The 14,192-nt window shown below is 67.3% G+C and carries 12 protein-coding genes; 4 read left to right on the top strand and 8 right to left on the bottom strand.

Annotated elements, in window-relative coordinates; genetic code table 11:
• Positions 1–177: 177 nt before the first annotated feature.
• Complete coding sequence (locus HNP46_RS10265; protein ID WP_184588436.1) at positions 178–2,457, top strand: acylase; 2,280 nt, start codon at positions 178–180, stop codon at positions 2,455–2,457.
• 452 nt (positions 2,458–2,909) lie between these two features.
• Here the strand turns inward: HNP46_RS10265 and HNP46_RS10270 are convergent, their stop codons facing one another.
• From HNP46_RS10270 to phhA, 3 genes are all read right to left on the bottom strand, one after another.
• The gene (locus HNP46_RS10270; protein ID WP_184588438.1) at positions 2,910–4,106 is read right to left on the bottom strand and encodes an amino acid aminotransferase; all 1,197 of its coding nucleotides are present in this window, start codon (positions 4,104–4,106) and stop codon (positions 2,910–2,912) included.
• On the bottom strand, positions 4,103–4,459 hold the full coding sequence (locus HNP46_RS10275; protein WP_184588440.1) for a 4a-hydroxytetrahydrobiopterin dehydratase: 357 nt from the start codon (positions 4,457–4,459) through the stop codon (positions 4,103–4,105). Before HNP46_RS10275 ends, HNP46_RS10270 begins: the two co-directional genes overlap by 4 nt.
• Positions 4,460–4,565: 106 nt before the next feature.
• Complete coding sequence (gene phhA, locus HNP46_RS10280; protein ID WP_184588443.1) at positions 4,566–5,354, bottom strand: phenylalanine 4-monooxygenase; 789 nt, start codon at positions 5,352–5,354, stop codon at positions 4,566–4,568.
• A gap of 281 nt (positions 5,355–5,635) precedes the next feature.
• Between phhA and HNP46_RS10285 the strand changes: the two genes are divergently transcribed.
• Entirely contained in the window at positions 5,636–7,198 is a 1,563-nt protein-coding gene (locus tag HNP46_RS10285) for a sigma-54-dependent transcriptional regulator (protein ID WP_184588445.1), read from the top strand.
• 25 nt (positions 7,199–7,223) lie between these two features.
• Here the strand turns inward: HNP46_RS10285 and HNP46_RS10290 are convergent, their stop codons facing one another.
• From HNP46_RS10290 to HNP46_RS10310, 5 genes are all read right to left on the bottom strand, one after another.
• The gene (locus tag HNP46_RS10290; RefSeq protein WP_184588447.1) at positions 7,224–9,539 is read right to left on the bottom strand and encodes an ATP-dependent DNA helicase; all 2,316 of its coding nucleotides are present in this window, start codon (positions 9,537–9,539) and stop codon (positions 7,224–7,226) included.
• Positions 9,536–11,185, bottom strand: coding sequence for a VRR-NUC domain-containing protein (locus tag HNP46_RS10295; protein ID WP_184588449.1), 1,650 nt, complete (start codon positions 11,183–11,185; stop codon positions 9,536–9,538). Before HNP46_RS10295 ends, HNP46_RS10290 begins: the two co-directional genes overlap by 4 nt.
• A 107-nt stretch (positions 11,186–11,292) precedes the next feature.
• A complete protein-coding gene (locus HNP46_RS10300; RefSeq protein WP_184588452.1) occupies positions 11,293–11,805 on the bottom strand; it encodes a thioredoxin family protein in 513 nt (170 codons plus the stop codon).
• A 58-nt stretch (positions 11,806–11,863) separates the two neighbouring features.
• On the bottom strand, positions 11,864–12,307 hold the full coding sequence (locus HNP46_RS10305; protein WP_184588454.1) for a nuclear transport factor 2 family protein: 444 nt from the start codon (positions 12,305–12,307) through the stop codon (positions 11,864–11,866).
• A gap of 107 nt (positions 12,308–12,414) precedes the next feature.
• Positions 12,415–12,918: a GNAT family N-acetyltransferase gene (locus HNP46_RS10310; RefSeq protein WP_184588456.1), complete on the bottom strand. Its 504-nt coding sequence runs from the start codon at positions 12,916–12,918 to the stop codon at positions 12,415–12,417.
• 142 nt (positions 12,919–13,060) lie between these two features.
• Between HNP46_RS10310 and HNP46_RS10315 the strand changes: the two genes are divergently transcribed.
• A complete protein-coding gene (locus tag HNP46_RS10315) occupies positions 13,061–13,492 on the top strand; it encodes an Rrf2 family transcriptional regulator (protein ID WP_184588458.1) in 432 nt (143 codons plus the stop codon).
• A 297-nt stretch (positions 13,493–13,789) separates the two neighbouring features.
• Entirely contained in the window at positions 13,790–14,176 is a 387-nt protein-coding gene (locus tag HNP46_RS10320; RefSeq protein ID WP_184588460.1) for a DUF1360 domain-containing protein, read from the top strand.
• Positions 14,177–14,192 lie beyond the last annotated feature (16 nt).

Raw genomic sequence — 14,192 nt, forward strand, 5'->3', positions numbered from 1 at the left:
CATGTCCTCAGCAACCTGCCTGCGCGCGTGCCTCGGAAGGCGTGGCGCGATGAGTTCCAGCGCTTTGTATTGGCCGGCGTGAGCCGCCATCCACCTCCTGCATCCGCCGCCGCGAAAGCGTTCGGCTGCGTGCCCCTGGCCGGGCTTCCGGCCGTCATCCGAGCATTGAGGAAATCAATGAGCAAGACCTTCCGACTGGCCGCCGTGGCCGGCGGCCTGCTGGCTGCCGGACTGCCTGCGCTGGCCCATGGCGCCCAACTCGAGGCGCAGATTCGCTGGACCCGCTACGGCATCCCGCACATCCAGGCCAGGGACGAACTCGGCCTGGGCTACGGCATCGGCTATGCCTACGCCCGCGACAACGCCTGCCTGCTGGCCGAGGAAGTCCTCACCGCCCGCGGCGAGCGTTCGCGCTACTTCGGCGAGGACGGCAAGACCTCCGCCGGCATCGGCAACCTGCCCTCGGACTTCTTCTACACCTGGCTCAACGACAATGAATCCCTGCGCCGCCTGCGCAGCGCCCAGCCGCAGCCGATCCGCGACCTGCTCGATGGCTACGCCGCCGGCTACAACCGCTGGCTGTGGGATACCCAGGCCGCCGGCACGCAGTGCGCCGGCAAGGCCTGGCTGCGCCCGCTGGAGGCCGACGACCTGCTGCGCCTGACCCGCCGCCTGCTGGTGCAGGCCGGCGCCGGGCAGTTCGCCGAGGCGATGATGGCGGCTACGCCGCCGGGGCAGGCGACCTCTTCGCTGGTCAGTGACGGCGAAGTACTGGCGGCCATGCAGCGGCGTGAAAGCTTCCACCAGGACCACGGCAGCAACGCCGTGGCCGTGGGCCGCGAGCGCTCGGCCGACGGCAACGGCCTGCTGTTGGCCAACCCGCATTTCCCCTGGTTCGGTGCGCTGCGCTTCTACCAGATGCACCTGACCATTCCCGGCCAGCTCGACGTGATGGGGGCCTCCCTGCCGGGCATGCCGCTGGTGAATATCGGTTTCAGCAAGGACGTAGCCTGGAGCCACACGGTGGACACCTCCAGCCACTTCACCCTGTACCGCCTCGACCTCGATCCGCAGGACCCGCGCAGCTACCGCGTCGACGGCCAGTCACGGCCGCTCAAACAGGTCACCCTGCGTGTTCGCGTGCTGGAGCCCAGCGGTCGCGTCGGCACGCGCAGCCATACGCTGTACGAATCCGAATACGGTCCGGTGCTCAGCGTGCCGGGCAAGCTGCCCTGGAACGCCAGCCAGGCCTTCGCCGTGCGCGACGCCAACCTGGGCAACGACCGCGTCCTGCAGCAGTGGTACGCCATCGATCACGCGCGCAGCCTGGAGGAACTGCGCGACAGCGTCGAGCACGTGCAGGGCATCCCCTGGGTCAACACCCTGGCGACCAATGCCGAGGGCAAGGTGCTCTACCTCAACCAGTCGGTGGTGCCGCACCTGAGCCCGCAGCAACTGGCCGATTGCGCCATCCCCGAGTACCAGAAGCAGGGCCTGCCGGTGCTGCAGGGTGGGCGCCGTGCCTGCGACTGGTCGAGCGCGCCGGGCACCCGCCACGCCGGCCTGACGCCGCCGGAGCAGATGCCGGCGCTGGAGCGCGAGGACTTCGTGCAGAACTCCAACGACAGCGCCTGGCTGAGCAACCCGGCGCAGCCGCTGACCGGCTTCTCGCCGCTGGTGAGCCGCGACTCGATCCCGGTCAGCGCGCGCACGCGCTTCGCCCTCGAACGCCTGAAAGGGGAAGACAAGATCGGCCCCGACGACCTGCAGAAAATGGTCACCGACAACCGCGTCTACGTAGCCGACATGCTCCTCGATGACCTGCTGCAACTGTGCAAGCCGGCCGTTGCAGGCACCGAGGCCGCCTGCGCCGCGCTGGGTGCCTGGGACCGCCACGTCAACCTCGACAGCAACCCCGGCTTCGCCTACTTCCAGGCCTTCGTCGCGCGCTTCCTGAAGATCGACGGCGGCTGGCGTCTGCCCTTCGATCCCAAGCTGCCGCTGGCCACGCCTTCAGGCATCGCCCTGGACAAGCCGCAGGTCCGCCAGCAGGCGCAGCAGGCCCTGGTGGCGGCCGCGCAGGAGATCGACGGCCGCAACATCCGCGCGGACGAGAAGTGGGGCGAGCTGCAGCTGACCGGCGATGTGGCCAACCCCCTGGGCATCCCCGGCGGCACCGGCAACGAGGGCGTGTACAACGCCATCCATTCGGAATGGCAGGGCGACCACTACCGCGTGCTCAGCGGCAGCAGCTACATCCAGCTGGTCGACTCCACCGCCGAAGGGCCGAAGGCGCGCGGGCTGCTGGCGTTCTCCCAGTCCAGCGAACCGGGCTCGCCGCATCATCGCGACCAGACCGAACTGTTCGCTCGCCAGCAGTGGCCGGAGCTGCCGTTCACCGACGCGCAGATCAACGCCGATCCGGAGCTGAAGGTGATGGAGTTGCGTGAGCGGTAGTGTGGCGGCGCCAATCCATCAGCTCACGTAGGAGCAACTGTCTTCTTCGGAAAGTCCGTGCCTGGCTTTCCCTCTCCCTAACCCTGGCTGCGCGCCCCGCTCCGAAGGGAGAGGGGGACTGTATGTCGCCGGCTGAGACTAATGTGTCAGCCGGCACGTGCGACTCCCTCTCCCTTCAGGGAGAGGGCTTCTCTTCGCGCAGGAGCTTCATGCGGGACCGGACTCTGCCCACGATAGGTCCGCATCGCGTCGGAGGCCAATCGCGGACAGAGTCCGCTCCTACGCCCCTCGGCGAGCACCCAGCGCTTTTCGTAGGAGCGAGCTTGCTCGCGAAGCGCCCTGGCATCGGCGTCGACCGGTGTTCGCGAGTAAGGGCTGGGCTCCTGCAAATGGGGCGCGGCCAGGCAAAAAAAGACCGGCTCGCAGGCCGGTCGAGGGGGAAGAATTCGTCGTCAGCGGCAGACGCGGGCGATGGCCGCCGCCAGGTGGTCGAGGCGCTCGCCGTCGAGCCCGGCGATGTTGGCGCGGCCGCTGCTCACCAGGTAGATGCTGTGTTCCTCGCGCAGGATGCGCACCTGGTCGGCCTGCAGGCCGGTGTAGGAGAACATGCCGCGCTGGATGGCGATGTGCGCGAAGCGCTCCGCCAGGCCATGGGGGCGCAGGGCTTCCACCAGGCCGATGCGTAGCTCGGCGATACGCCCGCGCATGCCGTCCAGCTCGGCCAGCCAGAGGTTCTTCAGTTCCGGATCGCCGAGGATGGTGGCGACCACTTCCGCGCCGTGGGCCGGCGGGGTCGACCACAGGTTGCGGGCGAACAGCGCCAGCTGGCTGCGGATGTCGGTGAGCTTGTCGGCGTTCTCGGCGCAGACGATCAGCGCGCCGACGCGGTCGCGGTAGAGGCCGAAGTTCTTCGAGCAGGAGCTGGTGATCAGCACTTCCGGCAGGTTCTCGGCGAACAGGCGCACGGAATACGCGTCCTCTTCCAAGCCGTCACCCAGGCCCTGGTAGGCGAAGTCCAGCAGCGGCAACAGCTCGCGGCGGCGGACGATCTCCAGCACGCGCTGCCACTGCTGGTGATCCAGGTCGAAGCCGGTGGGGTTGTGGCAGCAGGCGTGCAGCAGCACCACGTCGCCCTGGGGAACCTTCTCCAGCATGGCGAACATGGCCTCGGCATCGAGGCGGTTGTCCGCGCCCACATAGGGGTAGAACTTGATCGGCACGCCTGCGGCGGCGAACAGGGTCTCGTGGATCGGCCAGGTCGGGTCGCTCAGCCAGATGTTCCGGCCCGGCAGGCAATGGGCGATGAACTCCGCCGCCAGGCGCAGGGCGCCGGTGCCGCCGGGTGTCTGGGTGGCATCGGCACGGGAATCGGCCAGCAGCGGCGAGGTAACGCCCAGCACCTGCTCGCACAGGCGCGCGGCGAACAGCGCGTCGCCGTGGCTGCCGACGTAGCTCTTGGTGGTCTCGCTATCCACCAGGCGCTGTTCGGCGAGCTTCACCGCACGGGGGATCGGCGTGAGGCCCTGGGCGTCCTTGTAGACGCCCACGCCAAGGTCGAGCCGCGCGGGATTGGGGTCCGCCCGATAGGCTTCGAGCAGGCCCAGGATCGGGTCGCCCGGTACGCGGGTGACCTTGGCGAAATGGCTCATTTGCGGCCCTCTGCTTTCGCGGCCAGCGCGTCGGTGCGCGCGGCCATGATGAAGTCGTTGCGGTGCAGGCCACGCATCTCGTGGCTCCACCAGGTGACGGTGACCTTGCCCCACTGGGTCAGCAGGTCGGGGTGGTGGCCTTCTTCCTCGGCGATGGCGCCCACCGCGTTGGTGAAGGCCAGGGCATGCCGGAAGTTCTTGAACAGGTAGACCCGCTCCAGTTCCATGTGGTCGTCGCGGACCTCGATGTTCCACTCCGGAATCTGCTTGATCAGCACCGCCAGTTCTTCGTCGGACACCTTCGGGGCGTCGGCGCGGCAGGCTTCGCAATGGGCTTGGTTGAGTGCGGTCATGAAAGGGTTCTCCTCGTCGTGGGGGGGCATAGGAGTGCGCTCGCGGACCATCTTAGGCTCGCGGGCACGTCTCATCCTAGGCACAGATGGCGATGATTGCAGCGGATCAGGCGGCCTGTTTCGGCGGAAACTTCGGCGCGTGCAGGCCCAGGCGCATGGCTTCGCGCACCAGCGCCATGATGTCCTCATGGGCCAGTTCGAACAGCCGCTTGAGCTCGGGCAGCACGAAATACAGGGGCTGCAGGATGTCGATGCGGTACGGCGTGCGCATGCATTCCAGCGGATTGAACGGCTGGTGCTCGGGCTCGTCGGAGAGGCTGTAGACCGTCTCTTTTGGCGACGAGAGGATGCCGCCGCCGTAGATGCGCAGGCCCTGGGAGGTGTCCAGCAGGCCGAACTCGATGGTCATCCAGTACAGGCGGGCGAGGAACACCCGTTCTTCCTTGCTCGCCGCCAGCCCCAGCTTGCCGTAGGTGTGGGTGAACTCGGCAAACCAGGGGTTGGTGAGCAGCGGGCAGTGGCCGAAGATCTCGTGGAAGATGTCCGGCTCCTGGAGGTAGTCCAGCTCTTGCTCGGTGCGGATGAAGGTGGCGACGGGGAATTGCTGGCTGGCCAGCAGCTCGAAGAAGGTCTGGAACGGAATCAGCGCCGGCACCCGCGCCACGCGCCAGCCGGTGGTGGCCTGGAGTACCTGGTTGATCTCGCCCAGTTGCGGGATGCGCTCGTGGGGCAGGCCGAGCTGCTCGATGCCGTCCAGGTATTCCTGACAGGCGCGGCCCTCGATCACTTTCAACTGGCGGGTGATCAGGGTGTTCCAGACCTGATGCTCGGCTTGCGGATAGTCGATAAAGCCATCTTCATCAGGTTGGCGGGCCACGTACTGCGTTGTCTTCATGGAGCCTCCGGCGTCGAACTGCCTGTTCTTGTGATGTCTCACCCTGTTCTGGTGATGACTCACTGATAGCGCGCTGCGTGCCGGGAAACACCCCCTCTGGCGCCGCTCTTGAAGGTGCCAAACGGGGCAATCCGTAAAGAAATGATTACGCTTGCTGGCGCGCGCATCCGGCCATGGCTTGAAGCTGTGGTGATCTGTCACATATTCTTGACGGTAATTTCCGGCCGCCTTGCGAAAATCCGCGCCGGAGTGCCCACCACAACGACAACCACGGGCCCGCCATGCGCATCAAAGTGCACTGCCAGAACCGCGTCGGCATCCTGCGCGACATCCTCAACCTGCTGGTCGACTACGGCATCAACGTCAACCGTGGCGAAGTCGGCGGCGAGCAGGGCAACGCCATCTACCTGCTCTGCCCGAACCTGATCAACCTGCAGTTCCAGTCGCTCAAGCCCAAGCTCGAAGCGGTTCCCGGCGTATTCGGCGTCAAGCGCGTCGGCCTGATGCCGAGCGAGCGCCGCCACCTGGAGCTGAACGCGCTGCTGGCGGCGCTGGAGTTCCCGGTGCTGTCCATCGACATGGCCGGGCAGATCGTCGCGGGCAACCGCGCCGCCGCGCAGCTGCTGGGTGTGCGCGTGGATGAGGTGCCGGGTATCCCGCTGTCGCGCTACGCCGAAGACCTCGACCTGCCCGAACTGGTGCGGGCCAACAAGGCACGCATCAACGGCCTGCGGGTCAAGGTGAAGGGCGACGTGTTCCTTGCCGATATCGCCCCGCTGCAATCCGAGCACGATGAAAGCGAGGCGCTGGCCGGCGCCGTGCTCACCCTGCATCGCGCCGACCGCGTCGGGGAGCGCATCTACAACGTTCGGCGCCTGGAGCTGCGCGGCTTCGACAGCATCTTCCAGAGTTCGCGGGTGATGGCCGCCGTGGTCCGTGAGGCACGCCGCATGGCGCCGCTGGACGCGCCGCTGCTGATCGAGGGCGAGACCGGCACCGGCAAGGAACTGCTGGCCCGCGCCTGCCACCTGGCCAGCCCGCGCGGGCAGTCGCCGTTCATGGCGCTGAACTGCGCCGGCCTGCCCGAATCCATGGCCGAGACCGAGCTGTTCGGTTACGGCCCCGGCGCCTTCGAAGGCGCACGTCCGGAAGGCAAGCTCGGCCTGCTGGAGCTGACCGCCGGCGGTACGCTGTTCCTCGATGGTGTCGGCGAGATGAGCCCGCGCCTGCAGGCCAAGCTGCTGCGCTTCCTGCAGGACGGCTGCTTCCGCCGCGTGGGCAGCGACGAGGAGGTGTACCTGGACGTGCGGGTGATCTGCGCGACCCAGGTGGACCTTTCCGAGCTCTGCACCAAGGGTGAGTTCCGCCAGGACCTCTATCACCGCCTCAACGTGCTGTCGCTGCATATTCCGCCGCTGCGCGAGTGCCTGGACGGCCTGGAACCGCTGGTGGAACACTTCCTCGACCAGGCCAGCCGGCAGATCGGCTGCGCCCTGCCCAAGCTCTCGCCGCAGGCGCTGGATCGACTCGGCCGCTACCACTGGCCGGGCAACGTGCGCCAGCTGGAGAACGCGCTGTTCCAGGCGGTCTCGCTGTGCGAGGGCGGCACCATCCGCCCCGAGCACATCCGCCTGCCGGACTACGGCGCGCCGCATCCGCTGGGGGATTTCTCCCTGGACGGTGGGCTGGACGCCATCGTCGGCCGCTTCGAGCGCGCGGTGCTGGAACGGCTCTACCGCGAGCACCCCAGCAGCCGGCAACTGGGCAAGCGGCTGGGGGTGTCGCACACCACCATCGCCAACAAGCTGCGGATGCATGGGCTGGGGCAGAACGAAGAGGGCTGAAGCGGAGCGCTTCCCCGCCAGGGGCTCACAGCAACAGGTATCCCTGCGGCGCCTTGGTGCGCGGCGGGTCGGCGATGAACTTCAGCCGCTGCGGTTTCCACCAGCCCGGCAGCAGTCGCCGCACTGCCGGCTGGTTGAAGCGGTCGTCGAGCAGGTAGATCACCCCTGAATCGGTCGGCGTGCGGATCACCCGCCCGGCGGCCTGGACGACTTTCTGCAGGCCGGGGAACAGGTAGGTGTAGTCGTAGCCGTCGCCGAACATGCCCTGCATGCGCTGCTTGATCTCCTCATTCACCTCGTTCACCTGCGGCAGGCCCAGGGTGGCGATGAAGGCGCCGATCAGGCGCTCGCCTGGCAGGTCGATGCCTTCGCCGAAGGCGCCGCCGAGCACGGCGAAGCCGATGCCGCGGGAGGTAGGGGTGAAACGGTCGAGGAAGGCCTGGCGCTCGATCTCATTCATGCTGCGCGACTGCACCCAGTGCGGGATGTCCGGATGTTCGGCAGTGAAGCGTTCCAGCGCCTGCTGCAGGTAGGCGTAGCTGCTGAAGAAGGCCAGGTAGTTGCCCGGCCGCGCACGGAACTGCCGGGCCATCAGGGTGCTGATCGGCGTGAGGCTGGCCTCGCGGTGCTGGTAGCGGGTCGACAGGTTGCTCAGGGTGTGGACTTCCAGCTGCTCGGCGTGGAAAGGAGACTCCACTTCGCGCCAGGTCGTGTCTTCCGGCAGGCCGAGCAGGTCGGCGTAGTAGTTGGCCGGATTCAGGGTGGCGGAGAACAGCGTGGTGCTGTGGGCCACCTTGAAGCGTTCGGCGAGGAAGGGCGCGGGTACCACGTTGCGCAGGCACAAGGTCGAGAGCACACGCCGGGCGCTGACGTCGTGGCGGGTGATGTCGAACAGCGAGTGTGGCCCGTAGGCCTCGGCCAGCCGGCAGAACAGCATGGCGTCGAGGTAGAAGCGCAGCAGCTCGGCCTCGTTGCCGGTGGGCTGGTCGGTGAGGTGGTCGGTGATGGCGCTGACGGCCTTCTGCAACGCGGCGATGAACAGGTCGGGGATGGTCGGGTAGATCTGATAGTCAACGTCCTGATCCTGGTGCAGCTGGTTCCAGTGCCGGCCGACGCGCTCCAGCGCGCTCTTCAGCTTGGCCGGGGCGACCTTGCGCAGGGCGTTGAACTCGCCCTGGTCCAGCTCGGCGCTGTACATGCCGCGGCCGCGTTCGATGAGGTTGTGCGCCTCGTCCACCAGCAGGGTGACCTTCCAGTCGTTGAGCACGGTGAGGCCGTAGAGCAGGGCGGTCATGTCGAAGTAGTAGTTGTAGTCGCCCACCACCACGTCGGACCAGCGGCACAGTTCCTGGCTCAGGTAATAGGGGCAGACCTGGTGCTCCAGCGCCACCTTGCGCACCGCTTCCTGGGTCAGCCAGCGCTGCTGGAGCGCGGCCTCGCGGGCGGCGGGCAGACGGTCGTAGAAACCCTTGGCCAGCGGGCAGGATTCGCCGTGGCAGGCCTTGTCCGGGTGCTCGCAGGCCTTGTCGCGGGCGACGTGCTCCAGCACTCGCAGCGGCTGGGCGGCCTCCTGCTGGCGCAGGGTGGCCAGGGCGTCCAGGGCCAGGCGCCGGCCGGGGGTCTTGGCGGTGAGGAAGAACAGGCGGTCCAGCTGCTGGCCGGGGAATGCCTTGAGCTGCGGGAACAGCGTGCCGAGGGTCTTGCCGATGCCGGTGGTGGCCTGGGCCATCAGCGTCTGGCCATCGCGGGCGGCGCGGTAGACCGATTCGGCGAGCATGCGCTGGCCCTGGCGGAACTCGGCGTAGGGGAAACGCAGCGCCTCCAGACCCTGGTCGCGCTCGACGCGGTGGGCGCTTTCCTGCTCGGCCCACTGCACGAAGCGCTGGCATTGCAGTTCGAAGAAGGCGCGCAGCTCGGCGGCGGCGAAGCGCTCGCGGAATTCGGTTTCCTTCTGGGTGATGACGTTGAAGTAGACGACGGCCAGGTCGATGGCGTCGATCTCCAGGGTCTGGCACAGCAGCCAGCCGTACACCTTCACCTGCGCCCAGTGCAGCAGCCGGTGGTTCTGCGGGATACGCGCGACATCGCCGCGGTGGGTCTTGATCTCTTCCAGCAGGTTGGCTTGCGGGTCGTAGCCGTCGGCGCGGCCGCTGACCAGCAGTCCGGGGTATTCGCCGCGCAGCGGCAGTTCGGCGATGTAGCCCAGCCCGCGCCGCGACACTACCGTGGCGTGCCCGGCCATGCCTTCCTGCGCCGTGGGGGCAGGGGTGAAGCGCAGGTCGAGGTCACCTTCCTTGGCGGTGAACTCGCACAGCGCGCGCACGGCGATGGCGTAACTCATGGGCTGGGCACGGCCTCTTGCTGCCAGCGCACATAGCAGACCTCCACCGGCATGCCGTGCTCGGCACAGAAGGCCAGCCAGCGTTTCTGGTTGTCCTGCAGGCGGTCGCCGGGGCCTTTCACCTCGATCATCCGGTAGCGCGCCTCGGCGGGCCAGAACTGGATCAGGTCAGGCATGCCGGCGCGGTTGGCCTTCGGATCGGCAAGCAGGCGCTCGAACCACAGCTTCAGGTGCGCCGCCGGCAGGCAGTGCAGGGCCTGTTCCAGCAGAGTTTCGTTCAGCAGCTCCCAGTGCACGAAGGGCGAGAGGATGCCGAACTTGGCGGTATAGGTTTCGCGGATCGCCGCGAGATAGGCGTCGCTCTCCAGCAGCACCAGGCGTGCGGCGAAGGCGTCCGCGCGGCGGCTGACGAAGTCGCCCCGGTTGAGGTCGCTGGGGCCGGCCTGGAAGGGGTGGAAGAAGGCGCCGGGCAGCGGGGCGAAGATCACCTCCCAGCAGAGCAGGCCGAACAGGCTGCAGACCAGCGCGTTCTCCACGTAGTGCACCGGCGCGGCGTCTTCATGCAGCACCGCCTGCACGGCGAATTCGACGCTGTAGTCCGGTTGCGGCAGTTCCAGGTCGATACGCAGCGGCGGCGCGGGTTTGCTGGCCTTTTCACGGGGCAGACCCAGCTGGCGGACCAGCCGGGTCAGCGCGCGCTCGAGCAGCTGCAGCTCGCCGTCGCTTTCCGGTGCAGCCAGGGCGAGCTGTGCCAGGGCATGGGCCTCCTCGAAGCGTTGCAGGCGTTCCAGCACGCGGACCTGCCGTTGCCGCGAGCCACCGGCGGCAGTGCGCTGGTACAGCGCCAGCGCGGCATCCAGCTCGCCTTCGCGCTCCCACTGGTAGGCCATGCGATACAGCAGGCGACCATGGCGGGCTTGCAGGTAGGCGTTGTCGCTATGGAAGCCGGCCAGCTCGGCGAGCAGTTCGCCGATGGGTTCACCGCTGTCGAAGCGCACCGCGGCGTTCCACAGGTGGAGGTAGGCTTCCAGGTCGTCGCGCTGGCGAAAGGCGCGGGAGTCGGCGGTGAAGGGGACGCTTTCGTAACGGAAGATGCCGAGGTCGGCGAGGACGAACTCGGACCAGTCCTGCTGCAGGTTGCCGAAGAACAGCAGGCGCAGGCGGTCGCACAGCGGCGTGGCCAGCAGGGTGTAGAGCGCGTCGAGGTCCGGGTACCAGGCGGCGAACGGCTGCACCTGCTCATGGTAGGCGTGCAGGTGTTCGTAGAGCTCGGCTTTCTTCAGCGAGCCGCGCGGCAGGTCTTCGCGAAAGCGCGCGAGCAGTTCGTCCTTGAGCAACAGCCCGAGCACTTCCTCCAGCGCCAGGGGCCAGGCGTCGTCCAGCCAGCCCAGCGCCAGCAGTGGCGCGGCGGCGCTGCGGATGTCGCCGATCTCCGCGTAGCTCAGCTTGCCGGCACGAAAGTGCGGCCCCTTGCGCATCACCAGGCGCACCAGCAGCGCCCGCGAAGGCAGCGGCAGGGCGCGGAAATCGGCGATGAACCGTGCTTCCTCGGCGTCGAGCAGGTCGGCGTAGCGTTCGTCGATCCAGTCGAGGGCGCGGTGGAAGTTGCTCAGGTAGTAGAGGCTGGGGTCGAGCGGCGCGTGCATAGTTTGAGGAGTAGGGCGGGCACTGGTTTTACATACAGTGGCAAGGATGGCCGGATGCGGCCGCGGCCGCAAGGGTTCCGGCGGCCTTTCATCGGGACGCGGCGGGCTTACCCCCGGCCTTCGGCCTTCTCGAACAGCGCCAGCAGGTCCGTCAGCGTGCTTTCCAGGTACTCGCCCGCGCGGTAGGCCGGCTTGAGTGCATCACCGCCAGCCACCACGTCCTGTGGCCGTTCGATGAAGCGCCCCACCGGCTGGAAATCGCCGTCGAGCACCAGCACCACCGGGATCAGGATGCGCTCCAGCGCCAGGCGTTCGCGCAGGTCATCCTCGGCGCGGCCCTTGCTGATCACCGCCAGTTCGACGCGCGGCTGCAGGCGTTGCAGGTAGTCCATCACGGTGACGTTGATCTGGCAGTCCGGGCACCACATCTCGCCGGCGATCAGCAGGCGGTAGCGGCCCTCGATGGCCTGGATGCGGCGCAGGGTCTCGGCGCTGATCGCGTCAGCTGCGGCCAGACGCTGCTGGACCTGGCGCACGCCGGCGATCTCGCCGGGCAGGCCGTGGGCGACGAAGGCGTCGAAGCCCTCGCCGATGGAGAAGAGTTCCTCGAAGGAGGCCATGGGGATTTCCTGGAAGCGGGAGGTGGTCCATCCCAGCAGAAATCCCCACGGTCGGCAATCAGGCCTTGGCGGACTGGGCCTTGGCGGCGGCGAGATAGGGCGCCAGGCGGCGGCCCATTTCCTCGCCCAGGGCCTGCAGGCCGCTGAGTGGGCGGACCATCACCTCGAACTCGACGATCTTGCCGTCCTCGTCGAAGCGGATCATGTCGATGCCCTTGAGCTCCTTGCCGCTGACGGTGGCGCTGAATTCCAGCACCACGTTGAGGCCGTCGCCGGTGGCCAGCTCGCGGTGGTAGGTGAAGTTCTCGAACACCTGCAGCACGGTGTTGAGGATGGTCGACACCACCGGCGCGCCGGGGTAGGGCGAGTGCGCCATGGGCGAGCGGAACACCGCGTTGGGCGCCAGCAGCGACGGCAGGTTGGAGAGGTTCTTGGCAGCCACCATCTGGTGCCAGCTGGCCAGTGAAGCGGCGGCCTGGGGATGCAGGTTCAGTGCGGTCACGGGAGTAGCTCCTGAGCTTCTTGTTGTTCGTTCAGGACGATACGGCCGCGCCGGCAAGCCGCTCAATGATCGGAAGTGACAGAAGACTGATCCTGGAGAACAGCCACTCAGTGGGCGAGCGGGCTGATCAGGTAACTCACCAACTGGGGATCGTCGCCCGGCTCGATGCTCTGCACCGGGCGCGGCAGGTCGGCGAACACGGCTTTCCAGAAGGCCGCCGCCACTTCGTCCTGGGCATAGAAACGCACCAGCCACGGACCGGGGTTGCCCAGCAGCACCTGGTTGGCCAGGGCGCGGCCGATGCCAAGGCGGCGGTACTTCTTCAGCACGAACAGGTCCGACAGCTCCAGCGCATCGATGCCCGGCAGCTCGCTGCCTTCCACCAGCAGGAAGCCGGCGATGAAGCCGTCGGCGAGGATCAGGTTGGCGCTCCATTCCGGCTCGCTCCAGTAACGCGCCAGGTGCTCCTCGTGGATGTAGAAGCGGCCGTCGACCTCGACGTCCTCGTCTTCCCAGTCCGACGACTCGTAGGCGTAGTACTGGTAGAGGTTGCGGATCAGGTCCTGATGCTCGGGGCCGGCCTGCACCAGCTGGATGGAAAGGTCGTTCATGGTCTGGGCTCGCGGGGAGGCGGGAGAGGGCGCGTGACCGCCATTGTCGCCCATTCCGGTGGCAATGCCAGTGGCAGACGGGTTTGAACCGCGCCGCAGCGGGGTGCGATGATGCAGGCGCCTTCCCCTTCGAGACCCCGCCGTGCGAACCGACAGCCGCCTCTCGCGCATGCTTCACGTGCTGCTGCACATGGCCCGCGACGACCAGCCCGTGACCTCCGACAACATCGCGCGGATGCTCGGCACCAACCCGGCCGTGGTGCGGCGGACCATGGGTGGGCTGCGCGAGGCCGGCTACGTGCGCTCGGAGAAGGGCCACGGCGGCGGCTGGACGCTGGACTGCGACCTGGCCCAGGTAACGCTGCTGGACGTTTATCGCGCCGTGGGCAGCGAGCGCCTGTTCGCCATGGGCTTCGACAACGTGCACCCGGACTGCCTGGTGGAGAAGGTGGTCAACGCCGCCTTGCAGGACGCCATGGAGCAGGCCACCGCGATCCTGCTGGAGCGCCTGGGCGCCGTGTCACTGGCCGATCTCGCCGAGCGCTTCACCGAGCTCTACCCGAAGGACCGTTGATGACGATTCGTCGATAAACGACACAGCTCCGGGTTGAGCTGAGACGTTTTTATTCAACGATGTGCCGGCCTTTCCGGAGCAGTTCGTACCGGTGCTTCCCCCTCACCCCAGCCTTCTCCCTCAGGGAGAGGGCGCCGTCCGTACCGGCTGATGCCGCGGCTTCATAGTGCACCGAACGGTCCCCTCTTACGCTTGCGGGAGAGGGTTATCGGCGTTGACCTTTCGCGCCTCATCAAGTTACTTTAAAAGTAACGAAAGATTCGAAGCCACCTTTCAACGCCCACCAGGAACCCTCCGATGATCGATCTGTTGAACACGCCTCTTGCCGGCGCGCTGTGGACCTGCCTTGCGCTGGCCATCGCCGCGTCCGCGCTGTCCATGACCGTCACCCAGACCGAACTGTTCGCCCCTTTGCGCGCCCTGGCCTGGAAGGTCCATCCGCAGGTCGGCCATCTGTTCCAGTGCTTCTACTGCTTCAGCCACTGGGTGGTGATTGCCGGCACCCTGGTCTACCGTCCGGTGGTGATCGCCAGCGGCTGGGCGCCGGTCGACTGGCTGGTGGCGACCTTCTTCACCATCGCGCTGACTGCGCTGTTCTGCGGCCTGCTGTTCAAGGTGTTCCTCACCGCCATGGCCAAGGCCGTCAGCGAGCGGGAACTGAAGAAGCTGTTCGCCAGCGAGTGAAACGCAAGGGAATGTG

Origin of the sequence: Pseudomonas nitroreducens (assembly GCF_014204515.1) — a bacterium.
GTDB classification, from domain to species: domain Bacteria; phylum Pseudomonadota; class Gammaproteobacteria; order Pseudomonadales; family Pseudomonadaceae; genus Pseudomonas; species Pseudomonas nitritireducens_A.

Bases quoted from the DNA above. Each gene is read 5' to 3' on its own strand.
- HNP46_RS10295 (WP_184588449.1), bottom strand. From the start codon at position 11,185: ATGCACGCGCCGCTCGACCCCAGCCTCTACTACCTGAGCAACTTCCAC.
- HNP46_RS10290 (WP_184588447.1), bottom strand. From the start codon at position 9,539: ATGAGTTACGCCATCGCCGTGCGCGCGCTGTGCGAGTTCACCGCCAAG.
- HNP46_RS10310 (WP_184588456.1), bottom strand. From the start codon at position 12,918: ATGAACGACCTTTCCATCCAGCTGGTGCAGGCCGGCCCCGAGCATCAG.
- HNP46_RS10285 (WP_184588445.1), top strand. From the start codon at position 5,636: ATGCGCATCAAAGTGCACTGCCAGAACCGCGTCGGCATCCTGCGCGAC.
- HNP46_RS10275 (WP_184588440.1), bottom strand. From the start codon at position 4,459: ATGACCGCACTCAACCAAGCCCATTGCGAAGCCTGCCGCGCCGACGCC.
- HNP46_RS10265 (WP_184588436.1), top strand. From the start codon at position 178: ATGAGCAAGACCTTCCGACTGGCCGCCGTGGCCGGCGGCCTGCTGGCT.
- HNP46_RS10270 (WP_184588438.1), bottom strand. From the start codon at position 4,106: ATGAGCCATTTCGCCAAGGTCACCCGCGTACCGGGCGACCCGATCCTG.
- HNP46_RS10300 (WP_184588452.1), bottom strand. From the start codon at position 11,805: ATGGCCTCCTTCGAGGAACTCTTCTCCATCGGCGAGGGCTTCGACGCC.
- phhA (WP_184588443.1), bottom strand. From the start codon at position 5,354: ATGAAGACAACGCAGTACGTGGCCCGCCAACCTGATGAAGATGGCTTT.
- HNP46_RS10320 (WP_184588460.1), top strand. From the start codon at position 13,790: ATGATCGATCTGTTGAACACGCCTCTTGCCGGCGCGCTGTGGACCTGC.